This is a genomic window from Brachyspira pilosicoli, assembly GCF_036997485.1.
GTDB classification, from domain to species: Bacteria; Spirochaetota; Brachyspiria; order Brachyspirales; family Brachyspiraceae; genus Brachyspira; species Brachyspira pilosicoli_C.
The window spans coordinates 770,605-790,876 of sequence record NZ_JAWLPU010000001.1 but is presented as its reverse complement, the minus strand read 5'-3'; the positions used below and the strand labels follow the sequence as shown (position 1 = coordinate 790,876).

General features: G+C 27.9%; 20 protein-coding genes. 11 read left to right on the top strand and 9 right to left on the bottom strand.

Annotation, left to right across the window (positions count from 1 at the left end; translation table 11 throughout):
* Window positions 1-49: 49 nt before the first annotated feature.
* Both R4I97_RS03530 and R4I97_RS03525 read right to left on the bottom strand, forming a co-directional pair.
* Complete coding sequence (locus tag R4I97_RS03530) at window positions 50-436, bottom strand: transcriptional repressor (RefSeq protein WP_335783716.1); 387 nt, start codon at window positions 434-436, stop codon at window positions 50-52.
* A gap of 188 nt (window positions 437-624) precedes the next feature.
* Complete coding sequence (locus R4I97_RS03525) at window positions 625-1,650, bottom strand: LacI family DNA-binding transcriptional regulator (RefSeq protein ID WP_335783715.1); 1,026 nt, start codon at window positions 1,648-1,650, stop codon at window positions 625-627.
* A gap of 236 nt (window positions 1,651-1,886) precedes the next feature.
* Here R4I97_RS03525 and R4I97_RS03520 point away from each other — a divergent pair, with 236 nt between their 5' ends.
* The 5 genes from R4I97_RS03520 (at window position 1,887) to R4I97_RS03500 (ending at window position 7,872) form a co-directional block, all read left to right on the top strand.
* Entirely contained in the window at window positions 1,887-2,933 is a 1,047-nt protein-coding gene (locus R4I97_RS03520; RefSeq protein WP_335783714.1) for a sugar ABC transporter substrate-binding protein, read from the top strand.
* 75 nt (window positions 2,934-3,008) lie between these two features.
* Window positions 3,009-4,055: an S-methyl-5-thioribose-1-phosphate isomerase gene (gene mtnA / locus R4I97_RS03515; RefSeq protein ID WP_335783713.1), complete on the top strand. Its 1,047-nt coding sequence runs from the start codon at window positions 3,009-3,011 to the stop codon at window positions 4,053-4,055.
* Between the two features lie 22 nt (window positions 4,056-4,077).
* Window positions 4,078-5,340 (top strand): S-methyl-5-thioribose kinase, encoded by a 1,263-nt coding sequence (gene mtnK, locus R4I97_RS03510; protein WP_335783712.1) that lies wholly within the window; start codon window positions 4,078-4,080, stop codon window positions 5,338-5,340.
* Complete coding sequence (locus R4I97_RS03505; protein WP_335783711.1) at window positions 5,337-6,878, top strand: sugar ABC transporter ATP-binding protein; 1,542 nt, start codon at window positions 5,337-5,339, stop codon at window positions 6,876-6,878. The genes mtnK and R4I97_RS03505 overlap by 4 nt, the downstream gene beginning before the upstream one ends.
* Window positions 6,879-6,882: 4 nt before the next feature.
* Entirely contained in the window at window positions 6,883-7,872 is a 990-nt protein-coding gene (locus tag R4I97_RS03500; protein ID WP_335783710.1) for an ABC transporter permease, read from the top strand.
* A 75-nt stretch (window positions 7,873-7,947) separates the two neighbouring features.
* On the opposite strand, the gene R4I97_RS03495 is transcribed toward R4I97_RS03500, so the two are convergent.
* Genes R4I97_RS03495 through alaS form a run of 5 tightly spaced genes read right to left on the bottom strand, consistent with a single transcriptional unit; the run spans window position 7,948 to window position 13,284 of the window.
* Window positions 7,948-8,916, bottom strand: a complete 969-nt coding sequence (locus R4I97_RS03495; protein ID WP_335783709.1) for a D-alanine--D-alanine ligase — start codon at window positions 8,914-8,916, stop codon at window positions 7,948-7,950.
* Window positions 8,917-8,974: 58 nt separating this feature from the next.
* Window positions 8,975-9,265, bottom strand: a complete 291-nt coding sequence (locus tag R4I97_RS03490) for a hypothetical protein (protein WP_335763276.1) — start codon at window positions 9,263-9,265, stop codon at window positions 8,975-8,977.
* The gene (locus tag R4I97_RS03485) at window positions 9,265-10,062 is read right to left on the bottom strand and encodes a hypothetical protein (protein ID WP_335783708.1); all 798 of its coding nucleotides are present in this window, start codon (window positions 10,060-10,062) and stop codon (window positions 9,265-9,267) included. Before R4I97_RS03485 ends, R4I97_RS03490 begins: the two co-directional genes overlap by 1 nt.
* Before the next feature lie 9 nt (window positions 10,063-10,071).
* Window positions 10,072-10,689, bottom strand: a complete 618-nt coding sequence (locus R4I97_RS03480) for a HEAT repeat domain-containing protein (protein WP_335783707.1) — start codon at window positions 10,687-10,689, stop codon at window positions 10,072-10,074.
* Complete coding sequence (alaS, locus tag R4I97_RS03475; protein WP_335783706.1) at window positions 10,690-13,284, bottom strand: alanine--tRNA ligase; 2,595 nt, start codon at window positions 13,282-13,284, stop codon at window positions 10,690-10,692. It abuts the gene before it with no gap.
* A 252-nt stretch (window positions 13,285-13,536) separates the two neighbouring features.
* Here alaS and R4I97_RS03470 point away from each other — a divergent pair, with 252 nt between their 5' ends.
* On the top strand, window positions 13,537-14,142 hold the full coding sequence (locus R4I97_RS03470; RefSeq protein WP_335783705.1) for a metal-sensing transcriptional repressor: 606 nt from the start codon (window positions 13,537-13,539) through the stop codon (window positions 14,140-14,142).
* 88 nt (window positions 14,143-14,230) lie between these two features.
* Here the strand turns inward: R4I97_RS03470 and R4I97_RS03465 are convergent, their stop codons facing one another.
* Window positions 14,231-15,622 (bottom strand): L-cystine transporter, encoded by a 1,392-nt coding sequence (locus tag R4I97_RS03465; protein ID WP_335783704.1) that lies wholly within the window; start codon window positions 15,620-15,622, stop codon window positions 14,231-14,233.
* 577 nt (window positions 15,623-16,199) lie between these two features.
* On the opposite strand from R4I97_RS03465, the gene R4I97_RS03460 reads away from it, so the two are divergent.
* The 3 genes from R4I97_RS03460 to R4I97_RS03450 all read left to right on the top strand — a co-directional run bounded on the left by R4I97_RS03460 (window position 16,200) and on the right by R4I97_RS03450 (window position 18,603).
* A complete protein-coding gene (locus R4I97_RS03460) occupies window positions 16,200-16,796 on the top strand; it encodes a regulatory protein RecX (protein ID WP_335784057.1) in 597 nt (198 codons plus the stop codon).
* A gap of 172 nt (window positions 16,797-16,968) precedes the next feature.
* Window positions 16,969-17,796, top strand: coding sequence for an ankyrin repeat domain-containing protein (locus R4I97_RS03455; RefSeq protein WP_335783703.1), 828 nt, complete (start codon window positions 16,969-16,971; stop codon window positions 17,794-17,796).
* 3 nt (window positions 17,797-17,799) lie between these two features.
* Complete coding sequence (locus R4I97_RS03450) at window positions 17,800-18,603, top strand: PD-(D/E)XK nuclease family protein (protein WP_335783702.1); 804 nt, start codon at window positions 17,800-17,802, stop codon at window positions 18,601-18,603.
* Here R4I97_RS03450 and R4I97_RS03445 read toward each other — a convergent pair.
* Window positions 18,600-18,926: a cupin domain-containing protein gene (locus tag R4I97_RS03445; protein WP_335783701.1), complete on the bottom strand. Its 327-nt coding sequence runs from the start codon at window positions 18,924-18,926 to the stop codon at window positions 18,600-18,602. The two genes, R4I97_RS03450 and R4I97_RS03445, sit on opposite strands and share 4 nt — an antisense overlap.
* Before the next feature lie 238 nt (window positions 18,927-19,164).
* Here R4I97_RS03445 and rsmI point away from each other — a divergent pair, with 238 nt between their 5' ends.
* Both rsmI and R4I97_RS03435 read left to right on the top strand, forming a co-directional pair.
* Window positions 19,165-19,944 (top strand): 16S rRNA (cytidine(1402)-2'-O)-methyltransferase, encoded by a 780-nt coding sequence (rsmI, locus tag R4I97_RS03440; protein WP_335783700.1) that lies wholly within the window; start codon window positions 19,165-19,167, stop codon window positions 19,942-19,944.
* On the top strand, window positions 19,934-20,230 hold the full coding sequence (locus R4I97_RS03435; RefSeq protein WP_335783699.1) for a flagellar biosynthesis anti-sigma factor FlgM: 297 nt from the start codon (window positions 19,934-19,936) through the stop codon (window positions 20,228-20,230). The genes rsmI and R4I97_RS03435 overlap by 11 nt, the downstream gene beginning before the upstream one ends.
* The last annotated feature ends 42 nt before the right edge of the window (window positions 20,231-20,272 follow it).

Sequence of the window (20,272 nt, the reverse complement as noted above, 5' to 3'; positions counted from 1 at the left end):
AATTGATAATAATTAATTTTAGGAAAATGCAAAATTATTGTATATATTATTATTCTGATTTGCAAGAGTTGCAAATGCCTATAAATACAATATCATGTTTATCTATTTCTACATTATACTTTTTTGAAACAGCTTCATCTAAATCTTTATTATAAGGCAAATTAATGTCTATTAACTTTTTGCATTTGTCACATTGAAAGTGATAGTGTTCATTAGTGATATGATCAAATCTCACAGCATCGTCTATTATAGAAATTTTTTGTATCTCATTGTTTTCAGAAAGCAAATTAAGATTTCTATAAACTGTTCCTAAACTAATAGAAGGAAAGTTTGGTTTAATATAATTATAAACCTCTTCTGATGTAGGGTGATTTTTTAATTCCCGTACAGCATTTAATATAACCTGCTTTTGTATTGTGTTTCTAGTGTTGTTCATATTTTACAAACCTCTTATAAAGAAATTATTTATAATTAATAATTAATCTCATTTAGAATGATATACTAATTTTAACTGTTTGTCAATAGAAAAAATTATATCTCTCTGCTCAAGAGTAATATATATTTTTAGTTAAAATTAATTATTTATAAAATTAAAAACATCATAGTTTTTTTATATAACAGTATTTATATTTTAGCGCTGCTTTCTCTTACAATTAGTGAACCATTTATCATAGAAACTTTATAAAAATAATCATTGGTATATCTAATAGAATTATCTAATATATCAACAGCACTTTGTGCTATTTTAATTTTAGGCACATCAATAGTAGTTAAAATTGGATCTATAAAAAGCCCTGTAGGTAAATTATCATGAGCTACTATAGATATATCTTTAGGAATAGCATATCCTTTATTTTTTAAAGCTCTTATGATTCCAATTGCTATAGTATCATTTACACATACTAAGGCTGTCGGCATATCTTTTCTGTTTATTAAATGTTCTTCCATATCAGTTACAGTCTTTTCATATACGGAATCCACCAAAAAGTAATCGTTCTTATTAAAATCTAAATTAAAATAATCCAATACTTTATAAAATGCTTCTCTCCTAAGTATTAAATTAGAAGAATTAGATTTACTGTCAACTAAACCTATTCTTTTGTGGCCAAGCTCTACAAGATGCTCAACTAATTGATATATACAATTTTCATTATTCATAGTTACAAAATGACATTTTAAATATGGATAATATGCATCCAAAAAAACAATAGGAATATTTATAGCAGAAGATAAAAAAATAATATCTTCTTTGTATAATTCTGTTGCTAATATAATAACTCCAGCATATTCTTCGTTTTCTATGTAATTTTTAATGAAATCAATTTGCTCTTTTGAATAACTTAGTATTTCTACTTTATAATTTAAAGCTTTTGTAGCATTTATAATACCTTGTATATAATCAGCCAAAAATACATTATGTGTTTCATTTATTATACGTCCATGTATTTCCATTTTTATAAATGCAATTCTTCTGTTTGTAGAAATATTTTTTTTATTTTGCTTATAGCCCATATCTATAGCTATTTTATTAATTTTTCTCGATATCTCTGTGCTCACCCCATTTTTATTATTTAGCACTAATGATACTGTAGATACAGAAACTCCAGCCTCTTTTGCAATATCAATAAGATTAATTTTATTATTTCCCATGCCATTAATAATATATCAAAAACCCTTATTTTACAATAATTTTTTAAAAGAATGCATAAAAATTTTACTAAAAATTTTACTAAAAAATTGAAAAAACCTATTATTTGAAGATATTTATAATTATTATTAAATATATAATTTTAATAAAATTTTAGTAAAATTAACTAAATTTTTAATTGACAACTCAATAGTCTTTTACTATACTTAATATAAAAACATCATATAGGAGTTAATATATGAAATATTTCCTTATTATATTTTCTTTATTAGTTTTAGGATGTAGCGGAAGTAATTCTTCTAATACTTCTGTTAAATTAGAAGGAGCACCTGCACCTTTTGATGGAAGCAAAAAAGTACATTTTGCTTTAATAAGACAAATGGTTGAAGGTGAATTCATGCAAATGTGGCAAGATGGCGCACAAAAACAAGCAGATCTAATGGGCATACAATTAACTGTATTTGGTAAAAATATGGATAACCAAGCTCAAGCAGATTTTGTTTATCAAGCTATCAACATGAAAGTAGACGGTATAATATTAGACCATGGTCTTACAGAAACTTTGGCTAAACCTGCCGCTGATGCCGTAGCTGCTGGAATACCTGTAGTGGCATTCGATGTTGATGTTCAAAATCCAGAAATAAATCAAATAGCTCAAGATGATTATGCTTTAGGAAGAATGGCTTTAGATGCTATGAATAAAGATTATAACCAAAAAGCTAATATAGGATATGTGTATTTTGCTGGTATACTTCCTTTAGATAAGAGGGATAGAGCTTTTACAGACTTTAAAAAAGAATTTCCTAACATGAAAGAGATAGCTAGAACTGGTACTGTAGAATCACCTTTTTCTGTTAAAAATGCTGAACAAGTAAAAGCTGTATTAAAATCTAACCCAGAAATAAATGCTTATTTTGCTCCTTATGATGAATTTGCTAAAGGTGTTGTGCTTGCATTAGATGAAGAAGGTTTAAATGACAAAATAAGAGTATATAGTGCTGACATATCAACACAAGATATAGAATTAATGATTAAAGAAGGAAGCCCTTGGGCAGCAACTGCAGCTACAAGCCCAAGACTTATTGGTGCATTATCTGTAAGAGCATTAGCTTTAAAAATAGCAGGAGAAGATTTACCTGATGATATTTTAATAACTCCTACACTATTTACTCAAGATATGCTTAAAGAAGCAAATGTAAAAAATATGGAAGATTTACAAGCTAAATTCCCAGAGTTTAATAAAACTACAAATATGACAGCTGATTGGATACCAATGGCTGAATAATAAATAATAAAAAATATTGCAATAACACCCATAGTATCTATATTGCAGTTATAAAAATTAAGGAAGATAAATAATATGATTAATTCAAAAATACCTACTGTTAGATGGACAGGAGAAGAGTTATATATATTAGATCAAACTTTGATACCTGTAACTGTTAAAGAAATAAAATTAAATACTGAAGAAGAAGCATATAATGCAATAAAAGAGTTAAAAGTAAGAGGAGCTCCTGCTATTGGAGTAGCTGCGGCATATTCTCTATTAATAGATTTAAAATCTCAAACTAAACTATCTTCTGATGAGTTTATAAAGTTTGTTGATAAAAGAGCAAAATACCTAAACTCCTCAAGACCAACAGCTGTAAATTTGAGCTATGCTTTGAATAGAATGCTTAATACCATAAAAGACAAACAAGACAAAACATCATTAGAATTATATAATATACTCGAAACAGAAGCTAAAAAGATACACTCAGAAGATGTTGATATATGTCAAAAAATAGGGGAGTATGGTGCTGAACTGCTAAAAGAAAACACTGGTATATTAACTCATTGTAATGCAGGTAGATTGGCAGTAAGCGGAATAGGAACAGCACTTGCCCCAATGTATGTAGCACATCAAAGAGGAACAAAAATAAGAGTTTATGCAGACGAAACAAGACCACTACTTCAAGGAGCAAGATTAACCAGTTTTGAGCTTCATGAGGCTGGAATAGATGTTACATTAATATGCGATAACATGGCTGCTTTCATAATGTCAAAAGGACTTATTGACTTAGTTATAGTAGGTTGTGATAGAGTTGCTGAAAATGGAGATGCTGCTAATAAAATAGGTACTATGGGTGTTGCCATTTTAGCCAAACATTTCAACATACCTTTCTATATAGCATGCCCTTCAACAACATTTGATTTGAATACAAAAACAGGAAATGACATTGTTATAGAAGAAAGGGACCCTAAAGAAGTAATTAATTTTGCAGGGGTACAAACTGCTCCATTAGATATGAAAGTGAGAAACCCAGCATTTGATGTTACACCTCATGAACTTATAAAAGGATTTATAACAGAAAAAGGCATCATAGAGGCACCATATATAGAAAATTTGAAAAAAGCTTTTTATTAAAAATATTGGGAGATAAAACATTATGGCTTATAAACAATTGACAATTGATACTATACCTCAATATTTACAAACTATAGATGAGGTTAAAAATTTATTTACAGATTTTAATGATTTAGAAATAAAAGAAATCGGAGATGGAAATCTAAATTATGTTTATAGTATTACAAATAAAAAAAATGATAAAGAAACTGTAATATTAAAACAATCTGTACCTTTTTTAAGATGCGTTGGAGAAAATTATCCTTTAGAAAAAGACAGAATGAAAATAGAAATAAAAGCATTAAAAAAAGAATATGAATTATGTCCGAATTTAGTTCCTAAGGTATATTATTTCTCAGAAGAAATGTGTGTTGTAATAATGCAAAATTTAAATAAGCATAAAGTATTAAGAGGTGAAATAATAGAAGGTAAAAAATTCCCTAAAGCAGCAGAAGATTTAACAGATTTTCTCTCTAAAACATTATTTTACACATCAGATTATTACTTAGATGGAAAGGCAAAAAAGGCCCTTGTTGTAGAATATATGAATGCAGATTTGTGTAATTTAACTGAAGATTTTATATTTACTCATCCATTTGAAGATAATGAAACTAATATTTATCATGAAAAATTAAATTTAGATGAAATAAAAAAATTCCAAAGAGATGCCAAACTAAAAATTGCAGCTGCTGAAATGAAATATGCTTTTATGACTAAAGCTGAAGCATTATTACATGGTGATTTCCATTTGGGAAGCTTTATGGGTAATGAAGAAGAAACTTATGTAATAGACCCAGAGTTTGCATTTTACGGTCCTATTGGTTTTGATATAGGAAAAGCTATGGCTAATTTCTTTATTGCTTATATTTCTCAAGAGTATCATCAAAAAAGATTAGGAACAAATTCAAAAGAGTTTAGAAAATGGCTTTTTGATACTGCTAAATATATGCTTGAAGGAACTCTAAATAAATTTGAAAAATTGTGGAAAAAACATTTAGAAGAAACTAAACCTTTATATTGGCAATATCCTGAAGGAAAAAAAGATTCAGATGAATATATTAAAACAGTCTTAAATAGAATATTTAAAGATTCTGTAGGTTTTGCAGGATGCGTATTTATAAGAAGAACTTTAGGACTTGCAAAAAATAAAGATATTTCATCAATTGAAGATTTAGTAGAAAGAGCAAGACTCGATTGGATATGTTTAAACATAGGAAGAGAATTCTTAGTAAATAAAGATAGTATAGATTCTATAGAAAAAGTTGCTAATATAGTAAATAAATATTCTATGGTAGATAAATTATGAGTAATAAAGACACTATAATAAGTTTAAAAAATATAGGTAAATCATTTGGTTCAACTAGAGCTTTAGAATCTATCTCTTTTGATTTCAAAAGGGGAGATATTACAGCTATAGTTGGAGCAAATGGTGCCGGTAAATCAACATTAATAAAAATAATATGCGGATATCATACTAAATATGAAGGTGATATATTTATAGAAGGAAATTTAGTTAAATTTAACAGTCCGCTTGATGCTTATGCCAAAGGTATACAAACAGTACACCAGATTATAAATCAAGGTGTTATACAAAATATGACTGTGGCAGAAAATTTAGTGCTAAAAGATATTCTAACCAATAGAAAAAACTTTTTTATAAAGAAAAAAGATTATATGGAACATGCTGAAAAAGTAGCTGATCTAATGGGAATAAGCCATAGTATATTAAACAAAGAAGTTTTTTGGACTACACAAAGTGAAAGACAGCTTATAATAATAGCAAGAGCCTTAGAATCTAATCCAAAGCTTCTTATTTTAGATGAGCCTACTGCAGCAATATCAGAAAAAGAAACCGAAATATTGTTTGAAAAACTCAAAGGGTTAAGAGAAAAAAATGTAACCATATTATATGTTTCGCATAGACTTCATGAAATAGAAAGAATGGCAGACAGTGTTGTAGTTATTAGAGACGGTAAAGTATCTGATATAATGGAAAAACCTATAAAAGTTAATAAAATTGTTACAGCTATGATTGGTTCTGTTCCTAAAACTATAAAGGCTACCTCTAATAAAGAAAGAAAAATGGAACCTCTATTAGAAACTAAAGATTTAGTATTTATGAAAGGTGCTGATCCTATTAATCTTACTTTATATAAAGGAGAAATAACAGCTATAGTTGGTCTAATAGGAGCAGGTAAAAGTGAATTTGGAGAGACTTTATTTTCTATGAGAAAACCAATTAGCGGCGAAATATTTATGAACGGTAAAAAACTAAATAATAAAAATATTAGTTCGGCTATAAAAAATGGAATACACTTAATACCTGAAGATAGAAGCAATAATGCTGTATTTCCAAATTTTGATATAGCAGAAAATATTACTATTCCTTTCTTAAAAAAATTCAGCCCTAAACTTATTATGAATAAAAAATTGGAAAAAAAGGCCTCTTTAGATATAGCTACAAAATTATCGCTTAAATACGGTTCTATTGAAGATATGATGGACAGCCTATCTGGAGGAAATCAGCAAAAAGTTATAGTAGCAAGATGGATATTCCAAAATTATAATCTAATTATATTGGATGAACCTTTTCAAGGTGTTGATATAGCATCAAGGTTTGATATAGGTAAATATATAAGAAATAACATTAAAGATAGTACAGCATTAATATTAGTTGCAGATTTAGATGAAGCTATGGAAGTCGCTGATAGAATAATAGTATTCAATTCTAAAAAAATGGTTTTTGAACAATATGGCGATGAAATAGATAGAGATAAATTATTGTATTATATAAGCTGCAGTACTGAAGAATTAAATAATAATGTTTCTACTTTAAAGGAGTAAAATGATGAATAAAAAAATCCTAATACACTTTTCTATAAAATATGGTTTCTTAATAATTATGGCTTTATTATTTATATTTTTCTCCATAACTAGACCAGTATTTTTAACTTCTTCTAATCTTTTCTCTATACTTCTTGGTATAACAATATATGCTATACTTGCTCTTGGAGAAACTTTTCCTCTAATTGTTAATGGAATGGATTTATCCATAGGTGCTGTAGCATCTTTATCTGTAATGATAGCTTCTTATTCTATGATAGTTTTAGGTTTACAAGGATATCAAGCTATAATTATATGTCTATCTATAGGTGCTTGTATAGGATTAATTAACGGCTTATTGATAGTAAAATTAAAAATACCTGATTTATTAACTACTTTGGGTATGATGTTCTTAGTTCAAGGTTTACAGCTTATACCTTCAGCTGGAAGATCTATAGGAAATGGTATGACTTTGGCTAACGGTAAAACTGCTACTGGAGTATTTGATGAAGGATTCAAATTTTTAGGACAAGGTAGATTATTTGATGTTATACCAGTACCTGTAGCTTTTATGTTTATAATAGCAGTAATAGTTTTTATAGTATTATCTTTAACAAGATATGGAAGAATATTTTATGCTATTGGAGGAAATAGTGAAGCTGCTAGGCTCGTTGGTGTTAATATTTATAAATATAGAATATTATCATACATTATATCTGGATTTGTAGCTAGCTTTGCAGGTATTGTATTAGCAGCCAGAGTAGGAAGAGGAGATGTATCATCTGGCGGAACACTGCTTATGGATGCAATAGCCTCTGCTCTTATAGGATATGCTGTATTAGGAGCACAAAAACCAAATCCTTTTGGAACAATAGTAGGTGCTATATTTATAGGAATGCTTATAAATGGTCTTACAATGCTTAACGTTCCTTATTATACTCAAGACTTTATAAAAGGATGCGTACTTGTAGTTGCTTTAGCATTTACATTCGGACTATCAAAAAGAAAAGCATAAAGAACTTTAATAATAGAAAACTAACAATATATCTGCTATGTTATTGAAACAGCACTATATAACATAGCAGATATACTAATTTTTTAAAATCAAAGATAAAATATATAAAACAACATCTTCAAAAGGCATATTAACATTTCTTGCCATAGCTGGTATATCAGAAGTATTTGTCATTCCGCCTTGAGTATTTACTTCCATCAAATTAATAAAACCATCATCAGAAATTATAGCATCTATTCTGCAAAGACCCTCACAGCCTAAAACATCATAAGCCTTTTTACAATTTTCTATTAATTTTTTTTCTATTTGTTTATCTAATTTTGCAGGTATCTCCATCTCTGTTTTTCCAGGAGTATATTTAGCATCATAATCATATATTTCATTTTTTGGATTAATGCCAAGTATAGGAAACACATATATATCATCATTATCGCGTACAAGACCAACTGTTACTTCTTTGCCTTTAATGTAAGGCTCTAAAAAATAATTATGAGTATCTTTTATATCTTTAACAATATTATCAAATTCTTCTTTAGTTTTAATTAAAGAAACCCCTACACTCGAACCGCTTGAAATAGGTTTCAATATTATAGGGAAATTAAAAGACATATTATTGTTTTTTATAGCATCTTCAAGAAGCTGAAAATCAACAGTAGAAACATTAGAAGAAAGCCATATTCTCTTTGTATAAACCTTATTCATACAAAGAGAGCTAACCAAAGTGTTTTCTCCAGTGTATTTAATATTAAGACAATCCAAAAGACCTTGAATAGTACCGTCTTCTCCAAAAGTACCATGCAATATATTATAACAATATTCAACTTTTTCTTTTTTTAAAGTTTCTACTAATTCATAATGGTCTTTTACATCTATCAATATTGTATTATCTTTTAATTCCTTGTAAGAAGTTAAAGCTTCAAAAACATTCTTCCCGCTTCTAAGAGAAACTTCCCTCTCATCGCTTATGCCTCCATGAAGCACAGCTATTTTTTTTCCTTCAAATTCTTTTAATGTTTTATTTTTTAATTCATTAGTTAATAGCATATTTAATTCCTAAAAAGTTAATAGAAGTTTTTTGATAATAAAAAATCTATATATAATATTAAATAATATCACATATAGATTGTATAATACTTACTTTTTTTCTCTCTCTCTCGCTTAAAGGAGCATATTTAGATTTATACATAACATCATTTGCCAAATTAATAAACTGTTCTTTAATCATCTCGGCAGCCTCTTTAGGAGTTTTACCAGTACCCCTAATAGCTAAATCATCATTACTAATAACATATCTATCATTATCAAGTTTTGTAATATAACCTTTTAAAGGTCTTTTAAATCTAAACTCATCAATATCACTAAAACTTAATTCTATTTTTTGTCTCTCTGCCATTATTTAATACCTGCCTTTTTTGCATATTCTTCATTAGTTAAACTAAATGTCTTTTGAGTAAACAAAATATCATTAGTGCTAAAAGCATACGGCACTTTATTTTTTAAAGTGTATACTCCATTAGATACTGCTTCATCTATTATAATATATAATTCATCAGCATGCTTCTGCTGCAACTTTACAACATCCGCTATTACTATTTGATAGTTCATCTGCTTAGTAGGAGAACCAGTATCTCCTATGATATAATAAGAATATCCCTCTAAAGTATCAAGCCATAAATTATTGCCATTTAAGTCATACATATTAAAGTTTATATCAATACTCTGTGCCCAAAAAGACATTTCAGAATCAGCATACATCACTCCTGATATATTTTTATCTCTAAGTAAAGATATAGTATCATCATCTAATTTATTTGTAGCTATAGTTCCAGTAGCAGCCACATAATCAGAACCTAATATATAATGATTTGGAAGTTTAGAAAAAGCCAAAGTACCTAAGGCCTCTTCTAAAGTTACAAGTTTTATTAACTCGCTTTGAGAATTAAAATTACTTATAAAGCTTTTTAATACAACATCTGTATATATCTCTGTATTTAAATACTTTAATCTATCTATATTTACATTAGTCATACTTTTTGGGAAAGTAAAAGAAGCAATTGCAACTATTCTATTTGTTGATATTATATCATCTACTACTACAACAGAATTTCCCATACTTCTGCATGAGAAAATAAAAATACTTATAAAAGAGAAAGTTATTAATGAATAAATTATTTTTTTATTAACAAACATATATTATTTTTACATTCCTTTTTCATTTCTATATTTTAAAACCTGTTCTATAGTAGATTTCACAGCATAATCATTATCTGTAGAAGATAACAAATTAAGAGAACGGTCAACTCTTTTATCTTCATAATCTTTCAAAGCTTCAATAGCAGCCATTCTAACCCATTTATTTTTACTTGATAAACTTCCAAGTATAGAGTTTAAAAGTTCAGGAGCTTTTAAATTACCGGCAACTTTCAAAGCCTCTATTTGTACCTGCAAATCAGTATCAGATATAGCTCTTTTTATACTATCTATCGCCTCAGGAGTTTTAGCGTCTAATTTTCCAAGTCCATGTATGGATAAACAGCGAACATTAAAATCAGGGTCCTCAACACTAGACTTCAAAAAATCACTATAAGCTATTTCAGCCTCAATATTTCCAAGCACCCATATAGCTTCAGCTCTCACTTCCCTTCCGCCATTTTGTGCAGCATTAAGCACTTCTAATAAAACTTTCTCATCATCTTTATTATTTTGCAATTTCTTTGATGCTCTATTAACATCATCGAGCCTTCTTAAAGTTAAATCTTTCTGAGAACAAGATACAGAAAATAATATTATAATGATAATACTTAAAACTTTTTTCATTTATAAACTACTCTTTATTTTATTAATAGCCTCTTTTGCTTTTTCGATATTTTCTATAGAGCCTTGAGCAAAACTATCTTTTCCTCCGCCTCTGCCGCCTGCAGCTGCTATTATATCTTTAATTAAAGAATTAGCCAATATGTTTTTTTCTTTTAAAGCTTTTCCTGTAACTTGAACTATTATAGAATTATTTGTTTTACTTATCATAAAGGCTATAGAATCTTTAACTCTCTCTTTTATAGTATCAGCATAAAGCCTTATATCTTTTATATCTTCATCAAACTCCAAATTATAAAACTTAATTCCATTTAAATCTTCACAATTATCAATAAACGCTTTAGAAGATGAGCCGGAACTCTTTAATTGTTTATTTTCTTTTTGTAATTTTTTTATTTCTGTTTGTAAATTTTCTGCTCTAATTGTAAGCTCGTCTATTTTGTTTGCATTAAGTATATGGCTTAAACTTTTTACTTTATTAAATAAATTTGTAGCTTCTTTAGCAGCATTGAGCCCTGTAATAGCTTCTATTCTTCTCACACCGCTTGCAACAGAACCTTCACTTACTATATGAAAATAACCAACTTCAGATGTATTTGTCAAATGACTACCGCCGCAAAGCTCAACAGAAAATCCTTCGCCAATATCAAGTATTCTTACAGTATCTGGATATTTCTCTCCAAACAATGCCTTAGCTCCGGAAGCTATAGCCTCTTCTTTCGGCATATATTTTATTACTGCAGGCATTGATTTAAATACTATTTCATTAACTTGATTTTCTATGTTTATTAGAGTTTCTTCATTAATAGAATCTGGGTGAGTAAAGTCAAATCTCAAATAATCTTCACAAACAAAACTTCCTGCCTGATTAATATGATTACCAAGTGTTAGCTCTAAAACCTTTTGAAGTATATGTGTGGCTGTATGGTTTTTTCTTATAGCACTTCTTCTATCGAAATTAACTAAAAGTTTTATCTCTTCTCCAACTTTTAAAGTCTTGTTAGCACAATCAACTATATGTATAATTGTGTTTTCTTTTTTTTGCGTATCTAATACTTTTAACTTTTCTCCGCTTGAAATTTCTATAAAACCATTATCTCCAACTTGTCCTCCCATCTCTCCATAAAAAGGTGATGACTCTGTAATTACAGCTACATTAGAAGATGATGTACTTTCTTTTTTCTCTCCATTCTCATATAGAGCTACTATCTTTGATTTTACTCCATTAATTAAACTATCTCTATCTTCTCCAACATATTTTGTTTCATAATTATCAACAAAACCAAATTTAGATTTTTTATCTTCTCCTGTTCCCCTGCTTCTCTTTTTCTGTTCTTCCATTGCATCTTCAAAGCCTTTCTTATCAACTGTAAAACCATGGTCAGAGGCTTCTTCTTCTGTAATGTCAAAAGGAAGTCCATAAGTGTCAAAAAGCATAAAAGCATCTTTACCAGATATTACTTTGCTTTCTTTGTTTTCTTCCATTACACTGTAAAGCTTATTCATGCCGGCAGATATTGTACTTAAGAATTTATTTTCTTCATCTTTCAATATCTTTTTAATATTCTCTTCTTCTTTTGGAAGATAATCATATATATCTTTATAAACATTAATTACAGCAGAAGTAAGCTCGTTTAAAAAAGCTCCTTTATGACCTAAATCATTAGCAGTTTTTAAAGCTCTTCTTAAAAGCCTTCTTAATACATATCCTCTTCCCTCATTAGACGGTTTACATCCTTCAGCCAAAACAAACACCAAAGCCCTTAAATGGTCAGCCAATAAATTTATCTTTGTTTTAATATTTCCTTCATATTTAACATTAAGCTTATTCAAAATAGCATCAACTATAGGCTTCATTACATCAGTCTGATAATTGCTCTCAACTCCCTGCATAATATAGCAAAGTCTCTCAAGCCCCATTCCTGTATCTATACCAACATTTTTAAGCGGTGTCAAATTGCCATCAACGTCCTGGAAAAACTCATTAAATACTAAATTCCAAAACTCTAAATACCTCTCACAATCACAACCCACAAAACAGTCAGGCTTACCGCATCCTTTCTCCTCACCCATGTCAATATAAAGTTCACTGCAAGGTCCGCAAGCTCCAGAATCTCCCGCAGGTCCCCAAAAGTTATCCTTCTTTCCAAGCCTCACAATTTTCTCTTTTGGTATTCCTATATGCTCATTCCAAATCTTAAATGCATCATCATCTTTCTCATAAATAGATACATATATTCTCTCAACAGGAAGCTTTATCACCTGTGTAGAAAACTCCCAAGCAAACTCAATAGCCTCTTTTTTAAAATAATCCCCCATAAAACAAAAATTACCAAACATCTCAAAAAATGTATGGTGTCTTGCTGTTTTACCAATATTCTCTAAATCTGATAATCTAAAACATTTCTGTATAGTTGCAACTCTTGAATATGGTGCTTTTTTTATTCCAGCATAGTAAGGCTTAAATTGAAGCATACCTGCTGTTGTAAATAATAAACTTGGGTCATCTATTGGTATTAATGATGATGATTTTTCTATAGCATGTTTTTTACTTTTAAAAAACTCTTTGAACTTTTCTCTCAACTCTAAATGCGTCATAATATCTCCTAATATATCATAACCTAATAAAAAAATTTAAAATATTATCGCTTAATAATATAATTAAATCCATCGTTTTGCAAGCAATAAAATAAATTTCTATGAATAATAAATATAATAATATAATTTTGATATTTTATAAATTAAATAATCAGTTCATTATTTAAATAAAAATAATTTAAAATATTTTGTAAAAACTTATTTTTGTTATATAATATAGATAAATATTATTTAAAACTTCAAGGATTTTATATGACATTAGATAATGGAGTTACCGTATTAACACCTTCAGAATTTGAAAAAAAAATGGAAGAATTAGATAATTTTATAATTTTGGATGTGAGAACTGAATTAGAGCATAATTATGAAGGAATGATAGAAAATTCTTTATTAGTAGATTTTTTAAGACCGAGGGTATTTAAAAGAGAAATAGAAAAACTTGATAAAAATATTAATTATTTAATTTATTGTTCTGTTGGGAAATTGGGAATTGATGCTGCTTCATATATGAAAACCGTAGGATTTAATAATTTGTATGTGCTTGAAGGCGGGCTTAAGGCTTGGAATAAGTATTGCGGCGATGATACTAAAGTTTCTAAGTTTAGCAGAGAAGAAATTGTAGAAAAAAGAAAAAAACTTATAATTAGATTAAATAGAATAGAAGGTCAGATAAACGGCATGAAAAAAATGCTCATTAAAGGAGAATATTGCGGAGATATACTTAATCAAGCTTTGGCTGTTAAGGCAGCTATGGCTAGTGTTAATCAAGAAATTATGGAAGTGTTTTTAAATACTTGTATGATTTCACCAAAAGAAAAAGAAGACTTCTTTAGATATATGAAAAAATTAATAAAGTAAATTTTTAAATAAATTTTTTTATTATAAAAAACCCTTCTGACATTTTTATCAGGAGGGCTTTTTAATATTATTTTGTACTTTTTACGCTTTAAGAATTTTCAGTATTGGCTGCAATACTTGAATTAAACTTACTCATATCCACTTCTTTACAAATCTTACCAGTAGCAGCAGCTGTAATCATTCCGTCATTAACATTAAGTAAAGTTCTGCCCATATCAATTAATGGTTCTATTCCTAAAAGTATAGCAACTAATTCAACAGGGAAATTTAAAGCAGAAAGTGTAATAAGGGCAGCATTAGTAGCACCGCCTCCAACTCCAGCTATTCCAAAACTTCCTATAGCTATTATTATTACAACCTTTATTAAAAATACAGGCTCAAAAACATTTATTCCTAAAGTAGGTGCTATCATAGCAACAACCATAGCAGGATATATTCCAGCACATCCATTTTGTCCTATGGTAACAGCAAGTGAAGCAGATAGGTTAGAAACTCCTTCAGATATACCCATCTTGTTTTTTAAAGTATCTACTGTCATAGGCAAAGTACCAGCACTAGTTCTTGATGAAAAAGCAAAAGCTAATGTAGGCAATGCTTTGGAATAGTATTTAACAGGGTTATATCCAAATATCATAAGTATAATACTATGAACTATAAGCATAATAAATATTGCTATATATGAAGCTAATAAGAATTGACCTAATTGTGCAAAGGCTTTTAAATCACTAGTAGCCATAAACTTAGCCATTAAAGCTAATACACCATAAGGAGTCAATTTCATTACCATGCTAACTATTCTCATTACTATTTCATGTAAAGAAAACATTATCTTTCTAAAGAAATCAAAAATTTCAGGTTTTTTCTTTTTAATACCCAAAGCAGCCATTCCAACAAAAGCAGAGAAAAATACAACAGATAAAGTAGGTGAGCCCCCGCCGCCTGCCAAAGCACTAAATGGGTTTGTAGGTATAATCTCAAGTAATTGCTGAGGTACAGGTTTAGAATTAAATGCCTCTAATCGGTTTTCATAATTTAACGCCCCTTGAGAATAATCCCCTACTATAGCTTGTATCTTTGAAGCATCTAAACCAAATCCTTTAGAAATTAGTATTCCAACTAAAGCAGATATAGCTGTTGTTATCATTAAAATTGCTATTATTATCATAGTCATCTTTGCTATATTAGAATCACCTTTTATATTTAATAATGCCATAGTGATAGAAATAAATATTAAAGGCATGACTAACATTTGTAATAATCTTACATAACCGCTTCCAACAACATTATACCAAATCATTGTGTTAGTTATAACATCTGTATTTTGTGCATATATATTTCTTAATACAAAACCTAATAGTAAACCTAATATCAATGCACTTAATACTCTAACTGTAAAATTTAAATGTTTCTTTTCCATAAAATATAATAGAAATATTATTAACAATAAAACTATTATATTTATGAGTGTATAAACCCACATATAAATTGACTCCTTATGATTTTTATATTAATGCGTAGATTATACTTAAATTTTTAAGTTTGTCAAAATTAAGATTAATTTTTAACGCACGGTGTATAGATTTAGAAAAATGATAAAAACTGTAATTAAAAATTATTTTATATTTTTTATTTAGTTTACCGTGCGGTGTATAATCAAAAAATTTAAAAAATCCCAGGGTGGGGGCAAGAATTACTTTTAAAAACAAAAAAGAAAAATTAAACAAAAATAAGAGATGAAATAAAGAGATTTAAAGGGTGGGGTATGTAATTTAAATTTTAAAATTTACTTAAATTCCCCGCCCTTTTAAATTTGATGTTTGTATTTTAAAAATTAATCTTTATTTATTTTTTTGCTTAATTAGAAATGTTAGCTCCCTCCCAAGCTTTTATTAAATTTTTTGTTTATTTCACGCACGTTAAACAAATTTGACAATATAATTAAAACTGCAATCTAAGATTATTTTAATTTTTTGTTTAGTTTACCGTGCGGTTATATAAACTATAATATTGAAAAACTGATATTTTTGATATATATTATATTTATGACTATTCTTAAAATGAAATTAAAAAATGATAAAATCTACATAAAAGTATCCGGCGGCGAATATTTTACAATACCAAAAAACGGAACTTATGAACTTGATATTTATGAAGGTATGGAATTAGAATATGATGAAATACCGCATATAAGAATGAGAGCTTATGAGGCTGCTGCTAAAAAATCTGCTGTTAATGCTTTAAGAAGAGGTTTTTTAAGTGAGGGTATGCTTAGAGATAAGCTGCTTAAAAAAGGTCATAAAAAAAGATTTATTAATTATGCTATAGCTTATTGCAAAGAATATGAACTTATAGACGATAAAAGATTTGCTAAAATCACTGTTAATAGCCTAAAATTAAAAGGCAAAAGCAAAAGATATATTCTTGATGCTCTTAAAAAAGCTAAATTAAAAAACAAAACAATAGAGAGAGTTTCTCATTTAATAACAGAAAAAAATGAAGTAAGATCATTAAAAAATGCTATTAGAAAATATTATAAAATCTATGAAAATAAAGATAAAAGAAATGATTATATTATAAGGACCTTAATGAGAAAAGGTTTTAAATACGATTCTATAAAAAAGTTATTAGATAAATACAAGCCGTATAAAAATTAATATACTGTAAATTTATACTATATCGTTTTAGTCTAATCATAGTCTTATATATTATAAATATAACTGCTTTATAAAAATAGTAAAATTATTTCAAGATATATTTTATGTGATATATTGATAATTGTGTTAAAATGTATTATAATATAATTAACATAACTTTGGGGCTGGCTTGATGAGAAAAATAGCATTAATTATATTATTATTTAAAATTTTATTAATTTCTAATATTTATGCTCAAAATAATAATCTAAAATATGATTCTAATAACCAAGGATTATTTAATGCCTTAAAAGACGGTAAAACAGATATTGCTGTAAATATAATAAAACTTGGAGCTGATGTTAATATAAAGGACGAGTATGGTTGGAGCTTGTTACATAGAGCTGTTGAATATAACAACATAATAGTAGTAAAGGAATTATTAGAAAATAAAAAAATAGATATAGAAGTTAAACTTCCAAAAGATACTATAATAACTAATGATAATGAAAAATGGTATGCAGATGGAGATACTCCTCTTCTTCTTGCTTGTTATTATGGATACGGTGAAATCGTTGAAACGCTTTTAAATTATGGTGCTAATCTTGAGGCAAGAGACAGTATAGATTCTGCTATGGCAATACATATAGCAGCATCGAAAGGATATTCAGATATAATAGATATAATAATGCAATCTTATTCTGCAAAGAAAATAAATAATCTTGTAGATATAGAAGATGATACAGGAACAACACCTTTAATGTGGGCATCTATGAATAATCAAATATCTGCAATAAATACTTTATTAAAATATGGTGCTAATATTAATGCACAAGATTATGATGGATGGACTGCTTTGCATTTTGCTGCTGCTTCACAAAGCTATAAGGCAGTAGAGATATTATTAAAAAATGATGCTAATGCAAATTTAGAAAATGTAAATGATGATAAGGCTATTGATTTAACCTCTGATACTGATATAGTTGAACTATTAAATAAATATACAAATAATAATAAATAAAATATGGAATCAAAAAAACTTCAAAGATTTAGCGAGTATAGTATGTCCACATATTTACTTTGTCCGAGAAAGTATAGATACACTTATATAGAGAAGCCTTTTAAAAAATATAAAAGAGGCGTAAATGTATATTTTATTTTTGGTAATGCTATACATTTAGCTTGCAAAGAATTTTATCAACTACGTGCAGAAGAGAGAAATTTAGAGAGTTTGCACAATATATTTAGAGAGGTTTGGAAGAGAAGCGGCATAAGGTCTTTTTTTAATAGCAGAGAAGAAGAAAAGGAGCTTGGGGAGAAAGGGTTATATATGCTTTCAAATTTCTTTAATTCTTTTGGACAAAAAGTACCTTATCAAATAGAAAGCTATAAAGAAACAAAGATAAGAGATTATATATTATTTGGACGTATAGATAGGATAGATTTATCTGCTGATGGTTCCTTACAGATAGTGGATTATAAAACAAATAAGTATTATGATTTAGGCGAAGATAATACAGAGAGAGAAAGAAAAACTCTTCAGCTTAAACTTTATGCTTTTATATTAGACTCATTAAATTTCAATGTAACAAATGGTTCATATTACCATTTTGATGAAGACAAATTTGATACAATAGATTTTACAAAGGAATCAATAAAATATATAGGCGAATGGTTTGACGAGATAATAAACGATATAAGATATGATAGGGCATTTGATAAAAGGATAGGCACACACTGCGAGTTTTGTGATTTTAATAAGATCTGCAATGGAGATTATACAGAAAATATAGCAGACAATACAGATGAACTATTAATTAATAATTAAAGAAATATTAATAATAGGTTAGAATAAATTTCTTCTGCTATACTAATCATAGAATGTATAGAATGAGGTTTCACTTTAATAACATCACCTTCTTCAAGGTCTACTATTTCTTCCTCTACAACATACCTAATTTTACCGCTTAAAACTATTACCATTTCTTCGGAAGGGTGTTCATGATATGGTATAAGCTGATTAGTTTTCTGTTTAATTGAGTAGATATTATAACCTTTACTGCTTAATATATCTATTAGTTTTTCATCATCATTTTGGCAATTAAATTCTTTTAAAGTATTAGATTTATAATAAAATTTCTGCTCTGTCATATTATCATCCTCGCATGCATAAATTTCGGTTAAAACATTTTAAAAATTAGCAGCTGAATTTAAATGTTTCACATGAAACATTTTGTTTTTGCTTTTATGTTTAATTTATTAGAATTTTTATTTTTTTAGTAATAGTTTGTTTATATATTTAAATAGCTTTTTTACAAATATATTGAAAATGTTTCATGTGAAACATTTAAACTATTGCAAATTATATTTTATAAATTAAAATAAAAATATGGAAAATATTAACTTAAACGATAACATAAACATAGAACAATCCGCTATATATGTGGTGGCTACACCTATAGGAAATATAGAAGATATTACTATAAGAGCTTTGAAAATATTAAATAATGTTGACTTCATTCTCGCAGAAGATACAAGAGTAACTCTTAAACTTCTAAATGCATACAACATTAAAAAACCTATATACTCATATCATAGCCACTCAACAGAAAAAAAAATTAATGAATATATAAACAATATTTTAAATGGAAATTCTGTTGCTATTGTAAGCGATGCAGGCACTCCCTGTATAAGCGACCCAGGTGTGAGCATAATTACTAAGGCTATAGAAAATAATATTAAAATTATTCCCGTTGGAGGTATATCTGCTTTTACTACTTTGCTATCTGCTTCTGGTGTCTCCGGCAATACTTTATTTGTAGGTTTTCTCTCTAATAAATCTGGTAAAAGAAAAAATCAATTAAAAGAATTATATATAAACGAAAAAAATATCATAGTATTATATGAATCTGTGCATAGAATAAAAGCATGCATAGAAGATATTGTTAACATATTTGGAGAAAATACTTACATTGTTATCGGAAGAGAGCTTACTAAAAAATTTGAACAAATCATAAGAGACAAAGCTTCTAATATGCTTGCTTTTTTTAGCAATAATAGTATACTTGATAAAGGAGAATTTTGCATCATTATTGATAATAGAAAATCTAAAGTATGCAAAGCTAATGCCGAAAATATACTATGTAAGGAGTCAGATTATGACAATTGATAAAATAGGCGGCACACAAAATATACAATTTAATTCTAAAGTAAAATATTCAGATGGTCCATCTCAATTAGGTTCAGATAAAATTGAAATATCTAATGAATCTAAAATAGCTTTGCAAAATAAAAAATTAATAGACATAGTTAAACAATCTCCAGATATTAGAGAAGAAAAAGTTGCTGAGGCTAAAAAAAGATTAGAAATGTACATGAAAGATGGTGCTCTAAGAAAAGAAGTATTAAATTCTTTGGCTAATTCTATTATAGATGCTATGCCTATAGATGAATAAAATTAATTAATTAAAAATTATAAATAGCAAGTATTATACAAT

What these genes read in the sequence shown, in the direction of transcription:
- R4I97_RS03530 (WP_335783716.1), bottom strand. Translation starts at nt 436, where the DNA reads ATGAACAACACTAGAAACACAATACAAAAGCAGGTTATATTAAATGCT.
- R4I97_RS03525 (WP_335783715.1), bottom strand. Translation starts at nt 1,650, where the DNA reads ATGGGAAATAATAAAATTAATCTTATTGATATTGCAAAAGAGGCTGGA.
- R4I97_RS03520 (WP_335783714.1), top strand. Translation starts at nt 1,887, where the DNA reads ATGAAATATTTCCTTATTATATTTTCTTTATTAGTTTTAGGATGTAGC.
- mtnA (WP_335783713.1), top strand. Translation starts at nt 3,009, where the DNA reads ATGATTAATTCAAAAATACCTACTGTTAGATGGACAGGAGAAGAGTTA.
- mtnK (WP_335783712.1), top strand. Translation starts at nt 4,078, where the DNA reads ATGGCTTATAAACAATTGACAATTGATACTATACCTCAATATTTACAA.
- R4I97_RS03505 (WP_335783711.1), top strand. Translation starts at nt 5,337, where the DNA reads ATGAGTAATAAAGACACTATAATAAGTTTAAAAAATATAGGTAAATCA.
- R4I97_RS03500 (WP_335783710.1), top strand. Translation starts at nt 6,883, where the DNA reads ATGAATAAAAAAATCCTAATACACTTTTCTATAAAATATGGTTTCTTA.
- R4I97_RS03495 (WP_335783709.1), bottom strand. Translation starts at nt 8,916, where the DNA reads ATGCTATTAACTAATGAATTAAAAAATAAAACATTAAAAGAATTTGAA.
- R4I97_RS03490 (WP_335763276.1), bottom strand. Translation starts at nt 9,265, where the DNA reads ATGGCAGAGAGACAAAAAATAGAATTAAGTTTTAGTGATATTGATGAG.
- R4I97_RS03485 (WP_335783708.1), bottom strand. Translation starts at nt 10,062, where the DNA reads ATGTTTGTTAATAAAAAAATAATTTATTCATTAATAACTTTCTCTTTT.
- R4I97_RS03480 (WP_335783707.1), bottom strand. Translation starts at nt 10,689, where the DNA reads ATGAAAAAAGTTTTAAGTATTATCATTATAATATTATTTTCTGTATCT.
- alaS (WP_335783706.1), bottom strand. Translation starts at nt 13,284, where the DNA reads ATGACGCATTTAGAGTTGAGAGAAAAGTTCAAAGAGTTTTTTAAAAGT.
- R4I97_RS03470 (WP_335783705.1), top strand. Translation starts at nt 13,537, where the DNA reads ATGACATTAGATAATGGAGTTACCGTATTAACACCTTCAGAATTTGAA.
- R4I97_RS03465 (WP_335783704.1), bottom strand. Translation starts at nt 15,622, where the DNA reads ATGTGGGTTTATACACTCATAAATATAATAGTTTTATTGTTAATAATA.
- R4I97_RS03460 (WP_335784057.1), top strand. Translation starts at nt 16,200, where the DNA reads ATGAAATTAAAAAATGATAAAATCTACATAAAAGTATCCGGCGGCGAA.
- R4I97_RS03455 (WP_335783703.1), top strand. Translation starts at nt 16,969, where the DNA reads ATGAGAAAAATAGCATTAATTATATTATTATTTAAAATTTTATTAATT.
- R4I97_RS03450 (WP_335783702.1), top strand. Translation starts at nt 17,800, where the DNA reads ATGGAATCAAAAAAACTTCAAAGATTTAGCGAGTATAGTATGTCCACA.
- R4I97_RS03445 (WP_335783701.1), bottom strand. Translation starts at nt 18,926, where the DNA reads ATGACAGAGCAGAAATTTTATTATAAATCTAATACTTTAAAAGAATTT.
- rsmI (WP_335783700.1), top strand. Translation starts at nt 19,165, where the DNA reads ATGGAAAATATTAACTTAAACGATAACATAAACATAGAACAATCCGCT.
- R4I97_RS03435 (WP_335783699.1), top strand. Translation starts at nt 19,934, where the DNA reads ATGACAATTGATAAAATAGGCGGCACACAAAATATACAATTTAATTCT.